Source organism: Streptomyces sp. ISL-1 (assembly GCF_018614585.1).
In the GTDB taxonomy this organism is placed as follows: Bacteria; Actinomycetota; Actinomycetes; order Streptomycetales; family Streptomycetaceae; genus Streptomyces; species Streptomyces maoxianensis.
In genome coordinates, this window is the sequence record NZ_JAGGOI010000007.1 from 232,619 (window position 1) to 250,019 (window position 17,401).

Consider the following 17,401-nt stretch of genomic DNA (forward strand, 5'->3'; position numbering starts at 1 on the left):
CATGTCCACCGCACCCACCCTCAACGGCCAGGTCATAGGCCAGGCCCACTACGCGACCCGGGCCGTGCTGGAAGGCACGCTGGCCCGGACCGGCATCACGTTCCTTCAGGTGGTGGCGCTCAACGTCACCGCGGACAACGGCGGCGCCGTCGAGCGCGACCGGCTGGTCGGCCGGATGACCGGCACGCTGAAGATCGACGAGCCGGCGGTACTGGCGACGATCGCCGAGCTGAGATCCGCCGGGCTGCTGGAAGCCCTGCCCGCCGAGGCCGGCGAGGACGCTCGCGTCGGATTCACGGACGAGGGCCTGGCGCTGCACGGCCGTATCGCCGCCGCCGTCGCCGAGATCACCGAGCGGCTCTACGGTGATCTCCCCGCCGACGACCTGGCGACCGCGGGCCGCCTGTTGTCCCTGGTCACGGCCCGTGCCAACGCCGAGCTGGCGGGAACCTAGGCGCCTGAAAACGCCCCTGTGCCGACCGGTGCCCCGACTGTTCCCCTGCCTTGCTCATCCGTGGTTGCCCCGCTCAAGGTCTTGACGGAATAAGGCCCGAGAGTTGAGCTTAGAGTTCACAAGTTGGAGAAACGTCGGGGCCGCTTCGCTGTGGCACCCGGCCGGGGGCGGCCGTCGCGCCGCCCACCGGGGGTCAGGAGTGGATGAGTCAATGGAGACTCCGGGGTCGCAGACATCTCTGCACCGGGCCAACCTGGAGCGAGTCGTGCGCGCCGTACGTATGGCGGGCTCGCTCACGCAGGCGGAGATCGCGAGGAGCACAGGGCTCTCCGCGGCAACGGTCTCCAATATCGTTCGCGAACTGAAGGACGGCGGAACCGTCGAGGTCACCCCCACCTCGGCCGGCGGTCGCCGGGCCCGCAGCGTCGCTCTCAGCGGCGACGCGGGCATCGTCATCGGCGTCGACTTCGGCCACACCCATCTACGCGTCGCCATCGGCAACCTCGCCCACCAGGTGCTCGCCGAGGAGTCCGAGCCGCTCGACGTGGACGCCTCGTCTGCGCAGGGCTTCGACCGGGCCGAACAACTGGTCAACCGGCTCATCGCGGCGACCGGGATAGGCCAGGACAAGGTGATCGGGGTCGGTCTCGGCGTACCGGGCCCCATCGATGTGGAGTCCGGCACCCTCGGCTCCACCTCGATCCTGCCGGGCTGGACCGGGATCAACCCCAAAGAGGAGCTCTCCGGGCGGCTCGGCGTGCCTGTGTACGTCGACAACGACGCCAACCTCGGCGCCCTGGGCGAGCTGGTCTGGGGCAGCGGCCGCGGGGTCCGGGATCTCGCGTACATCAAGGTCGCCAGCGGCGTCGGCGCCGGTCTGGTGATCGACGGCCAGATCTACCGCGGCCCGGGCGGTACGGCCGGCGAGATCGGCCACATCACGCTGGACGAGGCGGGGCCGGTCTGCCGCTGTGGCAACCGCGGCTGCCTGGAGACGTTCGCCGCCGCCCGCTACGTACTGCCGCTGCTGCAGTCCAGTCACGGACCCGATCTGACCATGGAGCGCGTGGTGCAGCTGGCGCGCGAGGGCGACCCCGGCTGCCGCCGTGTCGTCGCCGACGTGGGACGGCACATCGGCAGCGGCGTGGCCAATCTGTGCAACCTGCTCAACCCCAGTCGCGTCGTGCTGGGCGGAAATCTCGCGGAAGCGGGAGAATTGGTCCTCGGACCGATCCGGGAGTCGGTCTCCCGTTACGCGATTCCCAGCGCGGCGCGTCAGCTGTCCGTCCTTCCGGGGGCGCTCGGAGCGCGTGCCGAAGTGCTGGGCTCGCTTGCCTTGGTACTCAGCGAAATGGGCGATTCGACCCTTCTGGACAGCCCGCTCCCTGCCGGAGCACCTGCCTTCACTTAGATAACGAATGGCACCGTTGTCATCTCGTTAAGGATTTACTCCTTGACGCTGGCAGCGGGGCCGAGTTGACTTCCAGCCACCTCGGCCGCAACGACGCGGCCTCGTCAGGGAGGTTTCGAGAATGAACATGCGTATGCGTCGTGCCGCCGTTGCCGTAGCAGCCACCACGATGGCTGTTTCCCTCGCCGCGTGTGGCAGCGCCAAGGAGTCCGGCGACCAGACCAAGGAGACCGGCGCCGGTAAGGGCGACGCGATCAAGATCGGTCTGCTGCTGCCGGAGAACCAGACGGCGCGCTACGAGAAGTTCGACAAGCCGCTCATCGAGAAGAAGATCAGCGAGCTGACCAACGGCAAGGCCGAGGTGATCTACGCCAACGCCAAGCAGGACGCGACGCTGCAGAACCAGCAGGTCGACACGATGATCACCAACAAGGTGAACGCTCTGATCGTCGACGCTGTGGACTCCAAGGCCATCGCCGGCTCGGTCAAGAAGGCCAAGGAGGCGGGCATCCCGGTCGTCGCCTTCGACCGCCTGGCCGAGGGTCCGATCGACGCCTACACCTCGTTCGACAACGAGGAAGTCGGCCACGTCCAGGGCAAGGCGCTGCTCGAGGCCCTTGGCGCCAAGGCCAAGGACGGCCAGATAGTCATGATGAACGGCGCCGTCACCGACCCGAACGCGGCCCTGTTCAAGAAGGGCGCGCACGCCGAGCTCGACGGCAAGGTGAACATCGGCAAGGAGTACGACACCAAGGAGTGGAAGCCGGAGAACGCCAACGCCAACATGGAGGCCGCGATCTCGGCCCTCGGCAAGGACAAGATCATCGGCGTCTACTCCGCCAACGACGGCATGGCGGGCGGCATCATCACCGCCCTGAAGGCCGGCGGCTTCGCCAAGCTCCCGCCGGTCACCGGCCAGGACGCCGAGCTCGCCGGTGTGCAGCGGATCGTCGCGGGTGAGCAGTTCGCGAGCGTCTACAAGCCGTACGCCCCGGAGGCCGCTGCCGCCGCCGAGATGGCCGTCGCGCTCGCCAAGGGCGAGAAGCTCGACTCCATCGCCAAGGAGAAGGTCGACAGCCCCACCAACAAGGGCATCCCGACGGTGCTGGTCCCGGTTGTCTCGCTGACCAAGGCCAACATCAATGACACGGTCATCAAGGACGGCGTGTACACGGTCGCCGAGATCTGCACCCCGAAGTACAAGGCCGCCTGCGACGCACTCGGTCTGAAGTAAGTCCCCCAAGCCTTACGGGACTTAACCTCCCTGGAAGCGTGTACCGGCGCTCCGCCCCTCATCCGGCCCCCGCCATCGGGGGCGGGGCGCCGTACAGGAACGCTTCTGCCCTTCTGTTCGCTTCTGCTCAACCCACCGCGCCCGTTCCCCGGTGCGGTATCCCCGCCGGTCAGGCGGCGAAGGAGATGGTTCACGTGTCCGCTACGCCCGTGCTGGCGTTGCGCGGGGTCTCCAAGCGATTCGGTGCCGTCCAGGCGCTCACCGATGTAGAGCTTGAGGTCCACGGCGGCGAGGTGGTCGCCCTCGTAGGCGACAACGGCGCCGGAAAGTCCACGCTGGTCAAGACGATCGCCGGCGTGCATCCCATCGATGAAGGCGTCATCGAGTGGGAAGGCAGGTCCGTATCGATCGACAGGCCGCACGACGCCCAGAACCTGGGCATCGCGACCGTCTACCAGGACCTCGCGCTGTGCGACAACATCGATGTCGTCGGCAACCTCTACCTCGGCCGGGAGATCCGCAAGCGCGGCATCCTCAACGAGGTCGAGATGGAGCGCCGCGCCCGCGAGCTGCTCGACACGCTGTCGATCCGCATTCCCAGCGTGCGCATCCCGATCGCCTCGCTCTCCGGCGGCCAGCGCCAGACCGTGGCCATCGCCCGGTCCATGCTCGGTGAGCCGCAGCTCGTCATCCTCGACGAGCCCACCGCCGCCCTCGGCGTCGAGCAGACCGCCCAGGTCCTCGACCTCGTCGAGCGGCTGCGCGAGCGCGGCCACGCGGTAATCCTCATCAGCCACAACATGGCCGATGTGAAGGCCGTCGCGGACAAGGTGGCAGTCCTCCGGCTCGGCCGGAACAACGGCGTCTTCGACGTCAAGGTCACCTCGCAGGAAGAGATCATCTCCGCCATCACCGGCGCCACGGACAACGCTGTGACCCGGCGTGCGGCGCGCACCACGGAGGTTCAGAAGTGAACACCGAAAAGACCTCCACTCCGCCCGTGGTCAACCCCGAGGCCGCTCACGACGCGGTCACCGCGGTCGACCCCCGGCTGCTGGTCCGCGAGCAGGGCTTCGCCGGATACCTCACGGAGTTCAAGCGCAAGCTGCACTCCGGTGACCTGGGCTCGATCCCGGTGATCATCGGCCTGGTCATCATCGCCGTTGTCTTCCAGAGCCTGAACTCGAACTTCCTCTCCGCGCAGAACCTCAGCAACATCGCGGTGACGATGGTCGCCACCGGCATGATGGCCGTCGGCATCATCTTCGTGCTGCTGCTCGGCGAGATCGACCTGTCGGTCGGCTCGGTCAGCGGCGTCGCCGGAGCAATCGCCGCCGTCCTGAGCGTCACCCACGGCGTCAACGAGTGGCTCGCCGTGATCATCGCGATCGTCAGCGGCGCGGTCATCGGCGCGCTCCACGGCTTCTTCTTCGCCCGGATCGGCGCACCCGCGTTCGCCGTCACTCTGGCCGGCCTGCTCTTCTGGCTGGGCTTCATGCTCCAGCTCCTCGGCGACCAGGGCACGATCAACCTGGACGGCGAAGGCGTGATCGGCAAGCTGACCACGTACTACTTCACGGACGTGGCGGCCGCCTACGGCCTCGCGGCGGTCGCGGTGGCCGCGTTCTTCCTCTCGGCCTTCTTCGACGCGCGCCGCCGTGAGGCCGCCGGCGTCCCGTCCCGGCCGCTCGTCGACATCGTCGTGCGTACGGTTCTGCTCGCCGTGGTGGCCTTCGCCGCCGCGGCCATGTTCAACCAGTACAAGGGCCTGCCGCTGGCGCTGGTCCTCTTCCTGGTGGTGCTGGTCGCGACGGACTTCGTGCTCCGGCGCACCACGTACGGCCGCAAGATCTTCGCGCTCGGCGGCAGCGTCGAGGCCTCCCGCCGCGCCGGTATCAACGTCACGGCGGTCCGGATCTCGGTCTTCTCGATCGCGGGCACCTTCGCCGCCATCGGCGGTCTGTTCTGGGCGTCCAAGATCGCGGCGGCCAACCAGAGCGCCGGCGCCGGTGACCTCCTGATGAACGTCATCGCGGCGGCCGTCATCGGCGGCACCAGCCTGTTCGGCGGACGCGGCAGGACCTGGAACGCGCTGCTCGGCGTCATGGTGATCGTCTCGATCCAGTACGGACTCGCGCTGGAAGGCATCGCCACCCCGATCCAGTACATGATCACCGGTGGTGTGCTGCTGGCGACCGTGGTGATCGACTCCCTCACCCGCAAGACACAGAAGACCGCGGGCCGCGCCTGACCGCGGCTGCGTAGGAGTGCCCGGCGCCGTTCGCGGTGCCGGGCACCTCTGCGTATGCCTGCAGCTCTGCGTGTTCACCCGAATGCGTGATGTAGATCGCACCGCCCGGCGACCGGCGCCGCAGCCGGAACATTAGACTCGACGAACCGGCAAGCTAGACCGTTCAACTGCAAGGAGGCACGGGTGGCGCTGCTGACCCGCATTACGGGACCGCGCGATCTGGACCGGCTCAGCCCGGAGCAGCTGGACCAGCTGGCTGCCGAGATCCGGATCTTCCTGGTGGACGCCGTCTCCAAGACCGGCGGTCATCTCGGTCCCAATCTGGGCGTGGTCGAGCTGACCATCGCACTGCACCGTGTCTTCGACTCCCCGAAGGACAAGGTCCTCTGGGACACCGGCCACCAGAGCTATGTCCACAAGCTGCTGACCGGCCGTCAGGACTTCTCCAGGCTCAAGATGAAGGGCGGCCTCTCCGGCTACCCCGCGCGTGCCGAGTCCGAGCACGACATCATCGAGAACTCCCACGCATCGACCGTCCTCGGCTGGGCCGACGGCCTCGCCAAGGCCAACGAGGTGCTGAAGAAGGACGACCACGTCGTCGCCGTCATCGGCGACGGAGCCCTCACCGGCGGCATGGCCTGGGAGGCGTTGAACAACATCGCGGCCGCCAAGGACCGCCCTCTGGTGATCGTCGTCAACGACAACGAGCGCTCCTACGCCCCCACCATCGGCGGCCTCGCCAACCACCTGGCCACCCTGCGCACCACCGATGGCTACGAGCGGTTCCTGGCCCGCGGCAAGGACATCCTGGAGCGCACCCCCGTCGTCGGGAAGCCGCTCTACGAGACCCTGCACGGCGCCAAGAAGGGCCTCAAGGACTTCATCGCCCCGCAGGGCATGTTCGAGGACCTGGGCCTCAAGTACGTCGGCCCCATCGACGGTCACGACATCGAGGCCCTCGAGTCCGCCCTCGCCCGCGCCAAGCGCTTCGGCGGCCCCGTCATCGTCCACTGCCTCACCGAGAAGGGCCGCGGCTACCAGCCGGCCCTGCAGGACGAGGCGGACCGCTTCCACGCCGTCGGCAAGATCCACCCCGACACCGGCCTGCCGATTGCCAGCTCCGGCCTCGACTGGACCTCGGTCTTCGGCGAGGAGATGGTCGAACTCGGCAAGGAGCGCGAGGACATCGTCGCGATCACCGCGGCGATGCTGCAGCCGGTGGGCCTCGACAGGTTCGCCAAGGCCTTCCCGGACCGCGTCTACGACGTCGGCATCGCCGAGCAGCACGGCGCGGTCTCCGCCGCCGGCCTCGCCACCGGCGGACTGCACCCCGTCTTCGCCGTGTACGCCACCTTCCTCAACCGCGCCTTCGACCAGGTGCTGATGGACGTCGCCCTGCACAAGTGCGGCGTGACGTTCGTACTCGACCGGGCGGGCGTCACCGGCACCGACGGCGCCTCGCACAACGGCATGTGGGACATGTCGATCCTGCAGTGCGTGCCCGGCTTGCGGATCGCCGCCCCGCGCGATGCCGACCAGGTCCGCGCCCAGCTGCGCGAGGCCGTCGAAGTCGACGACGCGCCGACCGTGGTGCGCTTCTCCAAGGGTGCGGTCGGCCCGGCCGTGAAGGCTCTGGGCAGGGTCGGCGGCATGGACATCCTGCGCGACGCGGGCACCGACCTCCCCCATCGCCCTGCGGGCATGGGAGGCGCCCCCGTGGACGTCCTCCTTGTCTCCGTCGGCGCGCTCGCGCCGATGTGCCTGGAGATCGCCGATCTCCTCGACGCCCAGGGCATCACGACCACCGTCGTCGACCCACGCTGGGTCAAGCCGGTCGACGAGGCCCTCGCGCCGCTCGCCGAGCAGCATCGCGTCGTCGTCACCGTCGAGGACAACAGCCGTGCGGGCGGCGTCGGTTCGGCCGTCGCCCAGGCCCTGCGCGACGCGGGCGTGGACGTACCGCTGCGCGACTTCGGCATCCCGCCGCGCTTCCTGGACCATGCCTCCCGCAAGGAGGTCATGGCGGAAATCGGCCTGACCGCGCCGGACATCGCCCGCCAGGTCACCGGGCTCGTCTCCAGGCTGGACGGCCGGTACGACAGTGAAGCGGTGGAACCCGCCCGCGACTGATCCCTCTCGCCGCTGATCCGTGTCGCCGATGGGCCGGCCGGTCACCCTGTATGGGTGGTCCGACCGGCCCATTCGCGTGAAATCCACCCGTACGGAGCTGTTCCGGGCCGCCGATGTCCCAATCATGGCGTTCACGACGAGTGCGTGGAGGTGCGCCGGTGAGTACGCAGCAGGACACAGGCCCGGACAAAGACGGGCTGTTCCGGACCAAGACGGTCGAACAGTCGATCCGCGACACCGAGGAGCCCGAGCACGCGCTGAAGAAGTCCCTGTCCGCATGGGATCTGACGGTCTTTGGCGTCGGCGTCATCATCGGTACCGGCATCTTCGTCCTCACCGGCATCGCGGCCCGGAACAACGCCGGACCCGCCACCGCCCTCTCCTTCGTGGCCGCGGGCATCGTCTGCGCCCTCGCGGCGCTCTGCTACGCCGAGTTCGCGTCCACGGTGCCGGTGGCCGGCTCGGCGTACACCTTCTCCTACGCTTCGATCGGGGAACTGCCCGCCTGGATCATCGGCTGGGACCTGGTCCTCGAATTCGCTCTCGGCACCGCCGTGGTGGCGGTCGGCTGGTCCGGGTACGTGCGCAACCTCATGAGCACCAACCTCGGCTGGGACATGCCCGTCGCGCTGTCCGGGCCCGACGAAGGAGGACACTTCGACCTGCTGGCCTTCCTGCTCGTCCTGGTGCTGACCGCCATCCTGGTCGTCGGGACGAAGCTCTCGGCCCGGATCACCGCGATCGTGGTCGCCATCAAGGTCACCGTCGTGCTGATGGTCATCATCGCGGGCCTGTTCTTCATCAAGGCCGACAACTACTCTCCGTTCATTCCCCCGGCCGAGCCGCAGCCCGTCGGCAGTGGCCTCCACGCGCCGCTGATCCAGGTGCTCTTCGGATTCGATCCCACCAACTTCGGCGTCATGGGCATCTTCACCGCGGCCTCTCTCGTCTTCTTCGCCTTCATCGGCTTCGATGTCGTGGCCACGGCCGCCGAGGAGACCCGGAACCCTCAGCGGGACATGCCGCGCGGCATCCTCGGCTCGCTGCTTGTCTGCACGGTGCTCTACGTGGCCGTGACGCTGGTGGTCACCGGCATGCAGTACTACAAGGAGATGTCGGCGACCGCCCCGCTCGCCGAAGCCTTCAAGTCCGTGGACCAGCCCTTCTTCGCGGGTGCCATCAGCCTTGGCGCGGCCGTCGGCCTCATCACCGTCTCCATGATCCTTCTGCTCGGCCAGACCCGGGTGTTCTTCGCGATGAGCCGTGACGGACTGCTGCCGCGCTTCTTCTCCATCACCCACCCGAAGTTCCGCACCCCCTACCGGGCGACCGTTGTGCTCGGTGTGGTGATCGCCGTCATCGCGGGCTTCACCAGCCTCGAGAAGCTCGCGGAACTGGTCAACATCGGAACACTCTTCGCCTTCGTCGTCGTGGCGCTCGGCGTCATCGTCCTCCGCCGCACCCGGCCCGACCTGCACCGCGCCTTCCGCACCCCCTGGGTGCCGGTGATCCCGATCCTGTCGATTGCGGCGTCGCTCTGGCTCATGCTCAACCTGCCGACCGAGACGTGGTTGCGGTTCGCCATCTGGATGGCGCTGGGCTTCGTGGTGTACTTCGTGTACGGGCGCGGGCACAGCCGCCTGGGCCGCGAGGGCAGCAAGGCCGAGTACTAGGGCGTGTGTTAAGAGTCCCGCCTGCCCCGCAGTCCCGCCGCGACGGGACTGCGGGGCAGGAAACTGTGCCGCTCCGGGTGAGCCCGGAGCCCGAAAGGCAGGCATGCCCGTCGAGCCGCCGTCATCGCTACGGCATGTATCCGCACAGTCGTTGCCCCGTCAGCGAGGCCGTGCCCCCTCCGCCGTTCCCGCGCCCGGCTACTGGCGGCGGCTGCTCCCGGCGCTGGCGGTGCTCGCCCTCGTCACCCGCATCCCCTCCTTCGGACGCCGGCTGTGGAACCCGGACGAGGGCTATCTCGCCGTCCAGGCACGGATACTGGCCGACGGGGGAGCGCTGTACGACACGGTGGTCGACCGCAAACCGCCGCTGCTGCCCCTGCTGTACCAGGCCTCGTTCGCGGTGTTCGGCGACGAATCCCTGCGCTCCGTCAAGGTCCTGGCGGTCGTCGCCCAACTGATCACCGCCGCCCTGCTCGCGGGCATCGCCCGCCGCCGCTGGGGCGACCGGGCCGGACGCACCGCGGGGGTCCTCTATCTGCTGGTCTCCATCGGCCTCAACCCACAGGACGCGCAGGCGGCCACCTTCGAGGTCTTCATGCTGCCGTTCACCGCGGCCGCCCTCTGGTGCGCGGACCGGGGCCGCTGGGGCGCGGCCGGCCTCGCGGTGGCGGGGGCCTTCCTCACCAAACAGACCGGCGGAGCAGTCCTGGTCCCCGTCCTGTGGCTGCTCTGGCAGACGTCACCCACCCGAACAGCGCTGCTGCGTACGGGAGTCGGCTTCGGCCTCCCGGTGCTCTGCGCCGCCTGGCTGACCACTCCGTACGGCTTTGTGTTCTGGACGGTGACAGGCTCGGGTGCGTACGCCTCCTTCACCGGCTCCGAACTTCACGTCCTGTTCCGGGCCTTGGCCAACACCGCTCTGCTCGGCTGCGCCTGCGCCGGGCTGATCCCGCCGATCGTGCGGGTGCTGCGCATCGCCAGGACGGGCGTCGGCGACCTGTGGCTGTGGCTGGCGGCTTCGGCGGGCGCCGTGCTGCTCGGCTTCCACTTCTTCGGTCACTACTACCTGCAACTGATCCCGCCGCTGGCCCTGTTGGCGACCGCAGCGCTGCAGATCCTGCCCCGCGACCGGCTCGCTTCGGCGCTGCTCACCTCGGCCTGCGGGTGCGCGCTGTTCCTCGCCTGGGGGATGCTGGCGCCGCGTCCGGAGCTGGCCCATGCGGAGCGGATCGCCGCGGCCGTACAGGCCCGTACAGGCCCGTCGGAGTCGGTTCTGGTGTGGGGGATACACCCCGAGACCTACTGGCTTGCCGACCGGGCACCCGCCAGCCGGTATCTGACCGCCGGTCTGCTCACCAACTACAGCGGCGGGCGCAACGGTCCGCAGGTCGGTGAGAAGTACGCGATGGCGGGCACCTGGCCGGTCTTCGCCGGGGAGATGCGGACCCGCAGACCGGCCCTGATCGTGGACGACTCCCGCGGCAAACCGTTCGCCCCCGAGAGGGTCCCCACCCTGCACAGGCTGCTGTCCCGGGACTATGAGGCGCTGCCCGACGAGGTCGACGGCGCGGTGCTCTACGTACGCTCGCGACGGGGCTGAACCGTCCGCGGTCCCACGGTCTCGCAGCCGTGCGCCTCGACCCGCCGTCTGAGCTCCCGGTCGGCCGTGACAACGACGCAGGGCGCGCCCGCCGGACGCTCGGACGCCAGCTCCACGACTTCGTCGTCCCCGCTGCCGGGCGCGGACACGACCCGCACGTGGGGCACGCTCTTCACTCCGCGGGCGGCCCCCTCCACCACGAGCACCAACTCGACGGGACCGGGATGCCCGGGGACCCCGGCTTCCGCGACACCGACCAGCTGGTCCCGCAGGCGTTCGGCCGCCCCGCGGCGGTCGCGCCACCAGCCGTCGGGCACTGAACCGACCACGTTCGCCGCATCGACGATCACAAGCGTTCGCATCAGAAATCCCCAAAAATTCGGCGACTCGATGGGTGTTATTGTCGCAGCACTTCATGGAGCGTTGTCTTTGGCCGCTCAGTGCGGTTCTCGTCAGGAAAGGTGGCCGGTGAGCCATGGCGTTGGGGCCTGCGCGAAGAACGAAGCAGCAGGCGGACAGGGTTCGCGAGGTTCCCGGCGCACAGCGGGACCACGCACCGGTCAGCACTGCGGAAGACGGCAGTCCGACGGCCACCGGCTGGCTGCTGCGCGGCAAGGACGACCGGCTCACGGCGTACGCACCCACCTCAGCCGGTGTGCTCCGGTGGACCGAGAACCGGCCCGCCGGGCCCGAGTGGTCCGGCCCCGAGTTGGTGGCCCCGGCCCACGGTCTGCTGCCCTACCTCTCCTTCGCGCAGGGATCCGACGGCTATGTGCACCTCTTCGGCCTGCGGCAGACCCCGGCGGGCGGTGACGAGGTCCACACGGACGTCGTCCACGCGATCCAGTACCAGACGGGCCGTCCGGTGAAGGACTGGCAGCCGCTGGGCACGCCGTATCCGAACGACTGGAAGCTCGCCGGGCAGATAGGCCGTCCGGCGCCGGTCGTGGACGGGGCGGGCAATGTCCATGTATTCGTACGCAACGCAGGCGGCGGGGTGTGCGCTCGCAGCCAGCTCTTCTCCGGAGCCTGGCGGCCGTGGGCCGATCTCAAGGGCAGCGGAGCCCACGGCAGGCTCGCTGTCGCCGCGACCGGCAGCGGCCGCGCGGAGATTCTTGCGCCCGCGCGGGGCGGCATCATGCACTGGCTGCAGGACGGCGACGAGCCCCTGTTCACCAGGGACGAGGACATCCCCGCGCAGGTCCTGGACGGTTCCGTATCGGGTGTGGCGACCGGCGATGACCGGCTCACGTTCTTCTGGCGCGACGAGAAGTCCGCCGAGGTGCACGCCTGGCGTCAGGACAGCGTGCCCGAGCCGCTGGGAGGCGGGACGGGCGCCGGACCGGTGGCCGTGCTGCGGGCCTCCGTGGACGGCCACGACTGCACGCTCATGGCGCAGCGCGACGCCGACGGACGGCCCGCTCTCGCCGCGTATCCGACGGAGGACGAGTCCGCCGGTGCGGTCTGGACCGGCACCGGAGAAGCGTGCGTGGGCGCCCCCGCACTGGCTATGGATGCCGACGGCCGCGTCGTGCTCGCCGCGTTCGCCCCGGACGGCAGCCTCCGGATCACCCGGCAGAAGACGACGGAGTCCGGTCTGGCCATGGAGGCATGGACCCGGATCTGACGGCTGTGCGCCGAAGCCTCGACAAGCCTCGACAATCGACAAGCCTCGACAACGCAGACTGCCCCGGCACCGAAGGACGGTGCCGGGGCAGTTGCTTGCTGCTTGTCCGTGACAGGCGTTACGCCGGGACGCTCGCCACGCCCTGCGCCAGGAACGGCTTGCCGTTCACGCGCTCGGAGACACCCTCGCGGTCCAGGTACGGCGTGATGCCGCCCAGGTGGAAGGGCCAGCCGGCGCCCGTGATCAGGCAGAGGTCGATGTCCTGCGCCTCGGCGACGACACCCTCCTCCAGCATCAGCCCGATCTCCTGCGCCACCGCGTCCAGGACGCGGTTACGGGTCTGCTCCTCGGTGAGGACGGTGTCGCCCTGCTTGAGGAGGGCGGCGACCTCCGGGTCCAGCTCCGGCTTGCCGGAATCGTAGACGTAGAAGCCACGCTTGCCGGCCTTGACCACCGCGGCCAGGTTCTCGGAGACCGTGAAGCGGTCCGGGAAGGACCGGTTGAGGGTCTCGGAGACATGCAGACCGATCGCCGGGCCGACCAGCTCCAGGAGCACCAGCGGGGACATCGGCAGTCCGAGCGGCTCGATGGCCTTCTCGGCGGTGGCCACCGGGGTGCCCTCGTCGATGACGTTCTGGATCTCGCCCATGAAGCGGGTCAGGATGCGGTTCACGACGAACGCCGGGGCGTCCTTCGTCAGTACGGCCGTCTTCTTCAGCTTCTTAACCACACCGAACGCCGTCGCGAGCGACGCGTCGTCGGTCTGCTCACCGCGGACGATCTCCAGGAGCGGCAGGATCGCCACCGGGTTGAAGAAGTGGAAGCCGACTACCCGCTCGGGGTGCTTCAGCTTCGACGCCATCTCGGAGACCGAGAGCGAGGAGGTGTTGGTGGCGAGGATCGCGTGCGCCGGGGCGACCGCCTCGACCTCCGCGAACACCTGCTGCTTGACGCCCATCTCCTCGAAGACGGCCTCGATGATGAAGTCGGCGTCGGCGAAGCCCTCGGCCTTGTCCAGTACACCGGAGACCAGGCCCTTGAGGCGATTGGCCTTGTCCTGGTTGATGCGGCCCTTGCCGAGCAGCTTCTCGATCTCGGCGTGGACGTAGCCCACACCCTTGTCGACGCGCTCCTGGTCGATGTCGGTCAGCACGACCGGTACCTCGAGGCGGCGCAGGAAGAGAAGCGCCAGCTGCGAGGCCATCAGGCCCGCGCCGACGACGCCGACCTTGGTGACCGGGCGGGCCAGCGACTTGTCCGGCGCACCGGCCGGGCGCTTGCCGCGCTTCTGGACCAGGTTGAAGGCGTAGATGCCGGAGCGCAGCTCGCCGCCCATGATCAGGTCCGCGAGAGCGATGTCCTCGGCGTCGAAGCCCGCCTGCAGGTCACCGCTCTTGGCCGCCTCGATGATCTCCAGCGCGCGGTAGGCGGCCGGGGCCGCGCCGTGCACCTTGGAGTCGGCGATGAAGCGGCCGCGTGCGACGGCCTGGTCCCAGGCCTCGCCGCGGTCGATCTCCGCGCGCTCGACGGCGATCTCGCCCTTGAGGACGGACGCGGTCCAGATGAGGGACTGCTCCAGGAAGTCCGCGCCCTCGAAGATCGCGTCGGCGATCCCGAGTTCGTAGACCTGGACGCCCTTGAGCTGCTTGTTCTGGTTGAGCGAGTTCTCGATGATCACCGAGACCGCGCGGTCCGCGCCGATCAGGTTCGGAAGCAGCGCGCAGCCGCCCCAGCCCGGGACGAGACCGAGGAAGACCTCGGGCAGCGAGAAGGCGGGGATCGCCTGGGAGACGGTGCGGTACGAGCAGTGCAGACCGACCTCGACACCGCCGCCCATCGCCGCGCCGTTGTAGTACGCGAACGTCGGGACCGCGAGCCCGGACAGCCGCTTGAATACGTCGTGGCCGCCCTTGCCGATCGCCAGCGCGTCCTCGTGGCGCTTCAGCAGCTCCACGCCCTTGAGGTCGGCGCCGACCGCGAAGATGAACGGCTTGCCGGTGATGCCGACGCCGACGATCGTGCCCTCGGACGCTTCCTTCTCGACCTGGTCCACGGCGGCGTTGAGGTTCGCCAGCGACTGCGGCCCGAAGGTGGTCGGCTTGGTGTGGTCCAGGCCGTTGTCCAGCGTGATGAGCGCGAACTTGCCCGCCGCGCCGGGGAGGTCGAGGTGGCGCACATGCGCCTGCGTGACGACCTCGTCCGGGAACAGCTCGGCCGCGCCCTTCAGGAGTTCAGCGGTACTCACTTGTTGCCTCCGTCGAAGTGCGGGTTCTCCCAGATGACCGTCGCGCCCATGCCGAAGCCGACGCACATGGTGGTCAGGCCGTAGCGGACGTGCGGCTGCTCCTCGAACTGCCGGGCCAGCTGCGTCATCAGGCGTACGCCGGAGGAGGCCAGCGGGTGGCCGTAGGCGATGGCGCCGCCGTACTGGTTGACGCGCGCGTCGTCGTCCGCGATGCCGTAGTGCTCGAGGAAGGCCAGCACCTGGACGGCGAAGGCCTCGTTGATCTCGAACAGGCCGATGTCGTCGATCGACAGGTCCGCCTTGGCCAGCGCCTTCTCGGTCGACGGGATCGGGCCGTAGCCCATGACCTCGGGCTCGACACCGGCGTACGCGAACGAGACGAGCCGCATCTTGACCGGCAGGCCCAGCTCGCGAGCGACGTCCTCGGAGGCGAGGAGGGAGGCGGTGGCACCGTCGTTGAGACCGGCGGCGTTTCCGGCGGTGACCCGGCCGTGCGCGCGGAACGGCGTCTTCAGCCCGGCCAGCGACTCCAGGGTGGTGCCCGGACGCATCGGCTCGTCGGCGGTGGCAAGGCCCCAGCCGGTCTCGCCTGCTTCAGCGTTGGTACGACGCACGGAGACCGGCACCAGGTCCTGCTGGATCTTGCCGTTGGCGTACGCCTTCGCGGCCTTCTCCTGCGAGCGCACGGCGTACTCGTCGGCGCGCTGCTTGGTGATGGTGGGGTAGCGGTCGTGCAGGTTCTCGGCGGTCATGCCCATGAAAAGGGCGGACTCGTCGACGAGCTTCTCGCTCACGAACCGCGGGTTCGGGTCGACGCCCTCGCCCATCGGGTGACGGCCCATGTGCTCGACACCGCCGGCCACGACGATGTCGTACGCGCCGAAGGCGATGGAGCCGGCGGTCGCCGTCACGGCGGTCATCGCGCCCGCACACATGCGGTCGATGGAGTAGCCGGGGACGGACTGCGGCAGACCCGCGAGGATGCCGGCGGTGCGGCCGAGGGTGAGGCCCTGGTCGCCGATCTGCGTGGTGGCGGCGATCGCCACCTCGTCGATGCGGGCGGGGTCGAGGTCCGGGTTGCGGCGCAGCAGCTCCCGGATCGCCTTCACAACGAGATCGTCGGCACGGGTCTCGTGGTAAATGCCCTTCGGGCCCGCCTTGCCGAACGGGGTGCGGACGCCGTCGACGAAGACGACATCCCTGACGGTACGAGGCACGATGGCTCTCCTCCAGGGTGCGGGGTGGCACTGCTGCGGGCACGCGCCTAAGCGCGCGCTTCCTCCCTCATGCTACTTGCGGGTAACCACCCTGCCCACCCCCTGCGGCGGGAGCGGCGAACGTCACACGAGGCCGCGTCCCGGCGCTCGCCCCCGGCCCTGCTCCTCAAACGGCCGGAGGGGCTGAATGTTCAGCCCCTCCGGCGATTGAGGGCACTCCCCCTATGCCCCGGTTCGGGAAGGGGCGGGGGCAAAGCCTCCAGCAAGCGTCAGTCCGTCGCGGTCAGCGCGCTCGTCAGCAGCGGCGCCACCTGCTCGATCTGCCATGGGCGCGCCCCGTACCCGGCCAGCGCCTCGGACACCGCGGCCACCGTGGGCTCGGCCGGCGGCTCCCAGCAGACCCGGCGCACCGAGTCAGGGGTGATCAGGTTCTCCTGCGGCAGATTGAGCTCCTCCGCGAGCGCCGAGACCGCCGCGCGCGCAGCGGAGAGCCGGGCCGCGGCCGCCGGGTCCTTGTCCGCCCACGAACGCGGCGGGGGCGGGCCGTTCAGCGGCTGGCCCGGCTGCGGGAGCTCGGCGTCGGGCAGTGCCTTGGCTCGGTCGACCGCCGTCTGCCACTGCTCGAGCTGCCGCCGTCCCATCCGGTGGCCGAAACCGGGCAGCGCGGTGAGCGCCTGCACGTTCTCCGGCACGGCGAGGGCCGCCTCGACGATCGCCGAGTCGCTCAGCACCTTGCCCGGCGAAACATCGCGCCGCTGTGCCACCTTGTCGCGGGCTGTCCACAACTCCCGTACGACCGCCATCTGACGGCGGCGGCGCACCTTGTGCATCCCGGACGTACGACGCCAGGGGTCCTTGCGCGGGGGAGCGGGCGGAGCCGACGCGATCGCCTCGAACTCCTGCCAGGCCCACTCCAGCTTTCCCTGCCGGTCCAGTTCCTTCTCCAGCGCGTCGCGCAGATCGACCAGCAGCTCCACATCGAGCGCGGCATAGCGCAGCCACGGCTCGGGCAGCGGGCGGGTCGACCAGTCCACCGCGGAGTGGCCCTTCTCCAGCGCGTAGCCGAGGACGGACTCGACCATCGCGCCGAGGCCGACCCGGGGGAAGCCCGCGAGCCGCCCGGCCAGTTCCGTGTCGAAGAGCCGGGTGGGGATCATGCCTATTTCGCGCAGGCAGGGGAGGTCCTGGGTGGCCGCGTGCAGAATCCACTCCGTACCGGCCAGGGCCTCGCCGAGCCCGGAGAGGTCGGGGCAGCCGACCGGATCGATCAGCGCACTGCCCGCGCCTTCGCGGCGCAGCTGTACGAGATAGGCCCGCTGGCCGTAGCGGTAGCCGGACGCGCGCTCGGCGTCGACGGCGACGGGGCCGGATCCCCTGGCGAACGCGGCGATCACTTCGGCGAGTGCCGTCTCGTCGGCGACCACGGGCGGAATGCCTTCGCGGGGCTCCAGCAAGGGGATCGGCGCCGGTTCGACGTCGTCCGGGGGAGCGCCCCCGGTGGTTCGCAGTGCGGTCTCTGCTGCGGTCTCTTGGGCGTCGGTCACGTGTCAAGGGTATCT

The 17,401-nt window shown here is 69.4% G+C and carries 13 protein-coding genes; 9 read left to right on the forward strand and 4 right to left on the reverse strand.

The window, feature by feature from the left end; translation table 11 throughout:
• Position 1: 1 nt before the first annotated feature.
• The 8 genes from J7E87_RS06400 (at position 2) to J7E87_RS06435 (ending at position 10,753) form a co-directional block, all read left to right on the forward strand.
• The gene (locus tag J7E87_RS06400; protein WP_215090804.1) at positions 2–454 is read left to right on the forward strand and encodes a hypothetical protein; all 453 of its coding nucleotides are present in this window, start codon (positions 2–4) and stop codon (positions 452–454) included.
• 211 nt (positions 455–665) lie between these two features.
• Positions 666–1,865, forward strand: coding sequence for an ROK family transcriptional regulator (locus J7E87_RS06405; RefSeq protein WP_215090806.1), 1,200 nt, complete (start codon positions 666–668; stop codon positions 1,863–1,865).
• Between the two features lie 121 nt (positions 1,866–1,986).
• Positions 1,987–3,099 carry a substrate-binding domain-containing protein gene (locus tag J7E87_RS06410; protein WP_215090808.1) on the forward strand — a complete coding sequence of 371 codons (1,113 nt, stop codon included), beginning with the start codon at positions 1,987–1,989 and terminating at the stop codon, positions 3,097–3,099.
• A gap of 185 nt (positions 3,100–3,284) precedes the next feature.
• The gene (locus tag J7E87_RS06415) at positions 3,285–4,073 is read left to right on the forward strand and encodes an ATP-binding cassette domain-containing protein (protein ID WP_215090810.1); all 789 of its coding nucleotides are present in this window, start codon (positions 3,285–3,287) and stop codon (positions 4,071–4,073) included.
• Positions 4,070–5,350, forward strand: a complete 1,281-nt coding sequence (locus tag J7E87_RS06420; RefSeq protein WP_215090812.1) for a sugar ABC transporter permease — start codon at positions 4,070–4,072, stop codon at positions 5,348–5,350. Before J7E87_RS06415 ends, J7E87_RS06420 begins: the two co-directional genes overlap by 4 nt.
• Before the next feature lie 183 nt (positions 5,351–5,533).
• Positions 5,534–7,480, forward strand: a complete 1,947-nt coding sequence (gene dxs, locus J7E87_RS06425; RefSeq protein WP_215090814.1) for a 1-deoxy-D-xylulose-5-phosphate synthase — start codon at positions 5,534–5,536, stop codon at positions 7,478–7,480.
• Between the two features lie 158 nt (positions 7,481–7,638).
• On the forward strand, positions 7,639–9,153 hold the full coding sequence (locus J7E87_RS06430; protein WP_308312867.1) for an amino acid permease: 1,515 nt from the start codon (positions 7,639–7,641) through the stop codon (positions 9,151–9,153).
• Between the two features lie 103 nt (positions 9,154–9,256).
• On the forward strand, positions 9,257–10,753 hold the full coding sequence (locus J7E87_RS06435; protein WP_215090818.1) for a glycosyltransferase family 39 protein: 1,497 nt from the start codon (positions 9,257–9,259) through the stop codon (positions 10,751–10,753).
• Here J7E87_RS06435 and J7E87_RS06440 read toward each other — a convergent pair.
• Positions 10,729–11,115, reverse strand: a complete 387-nt coding sequence (locus tag J7E87_RS06440) for an NTP pyrophosphohydrolase (protein ID WP_215090820.1) — start codon at positions 11,113–11,115, stop codon at positions 10,729–10,731. The genes J7E87_RS06435 and J7E87_RS06440 overlap by 25 nt on opposite strands.
• A gap of 113 nt (positions 11,116–11,228) precedes the next feature.
• Between J7E87_RS06440 and J7E87_RS06445 the strand changes: the two genes are divergently transcribed.
• A complete protein-coding gene (locus J7E87_RS06445; RefSeq protein WP_251017017.1) occupies positions 11,229–12,380 on the forward strand; it encodes a hypothetical protein in 1,152 nt (383 codons plus the stop codon).
• 118 nt (positions 12,381–12,498) lie between these two features.
• Here J7E87_RS06445 and J7E87_RS06450 read toward each other — a convergent pair whose 3' ends face one another.
• From J7E87_RS06450 to J7E87_RS06460, 3 genes are all read right to left on the reverse strand, one after another.
• Complete coding sequence (locus J7E87_RS06450) at positions 12,499–14,625, reverse strand: 3-hydroxyacyl-CoA dehydrogenase NAD-binding domain-containing protein (RefSeq protein ID WP_215090822.1); 2,127 nt, start codon at positions 14,623–14,625, stop codon at positions 12,499–12,501.
• Positions 14,622–15,842: an acetyl-CoA C-acyltransferase gene (locus J7E87_RS06455; protein WP_215090824.1), complete on the reverse strand. Its 1,221-nt coding sequence runs from the start codon at positions 15,840–15,842 to the stop codon at positions 14,622–14,624. The genes J7E87_RS06450 and J7E87_RS06455 overlap by 4 nt, the downstream gene beginning before the upstream one ends.
• A 269-nt stretch (positions 15,843–16,111) precedes the next feature.
• Positions 16,112–17,386, reverse strand: coding sequence for a ribonuclease D (locus J7E87_RS06460; RefSeq protein WP_215090825.1), 1,275 nt, complete (start codon positions 17,384–17,386; stop codon positions 16,112–16,114).
• Between the last annotated feature and the right edge of the window lie 15 nt (positions 17,387–17,401).

Bases quoted from the DNA above. Each gene is read 5' to 3' on its own strand.
- J7E87_RS06400 (WP_215090804.1), top strand. From the start codon at position 2: ATGTCCACCGCACCCACCCTCAACGGCCAGGTCATAGGCCAGGCCCAC.
- J7E87_RS06405 (WP_215090806.1), top strand. From the start codon at position 666: ATGGAGACTCCGGGGTCGCAGACATCTCTGCACCGGGCCAACCTGGAG.
- J7E87_RS06410 (WP_215090808.1), top strand. From the start codon at position 1,987: ATGAACATGCGTATGCGTCGTGCCGCCGTTGCCGTAGCAGCCACCACG.
- J7E87_RS06415 (WP_215090810.1), top strand. From the start codon at position 3,285: ATGGTTCACGTGTCCGCTACGCCCGTGCTGGCGTTGCGCGGGGTCTCC.
- J7E87_RS06435 (WP_215090818.1), top strand. From the start codon at position 9,257: ATGCCCGTCGAGCCGCCGTCATCGCTACGGCATGTATCCGCACAGTCG.
- J7E87_RS06440 (WP_215090820.1), bottom strand. From the start codon at position 11,115: ATGCGAACGCTTGTGATCGTCGATGCGGCGAACGTGGTCGGTTCAGTG.
- J7E87_RS06445 (WP_251017017.1), top strand. From the start codon at position 11,229: ATGGCGTTGGGGCCTGCGCGAAGAACGAAGCAGCAGGCGGACAGGGTT.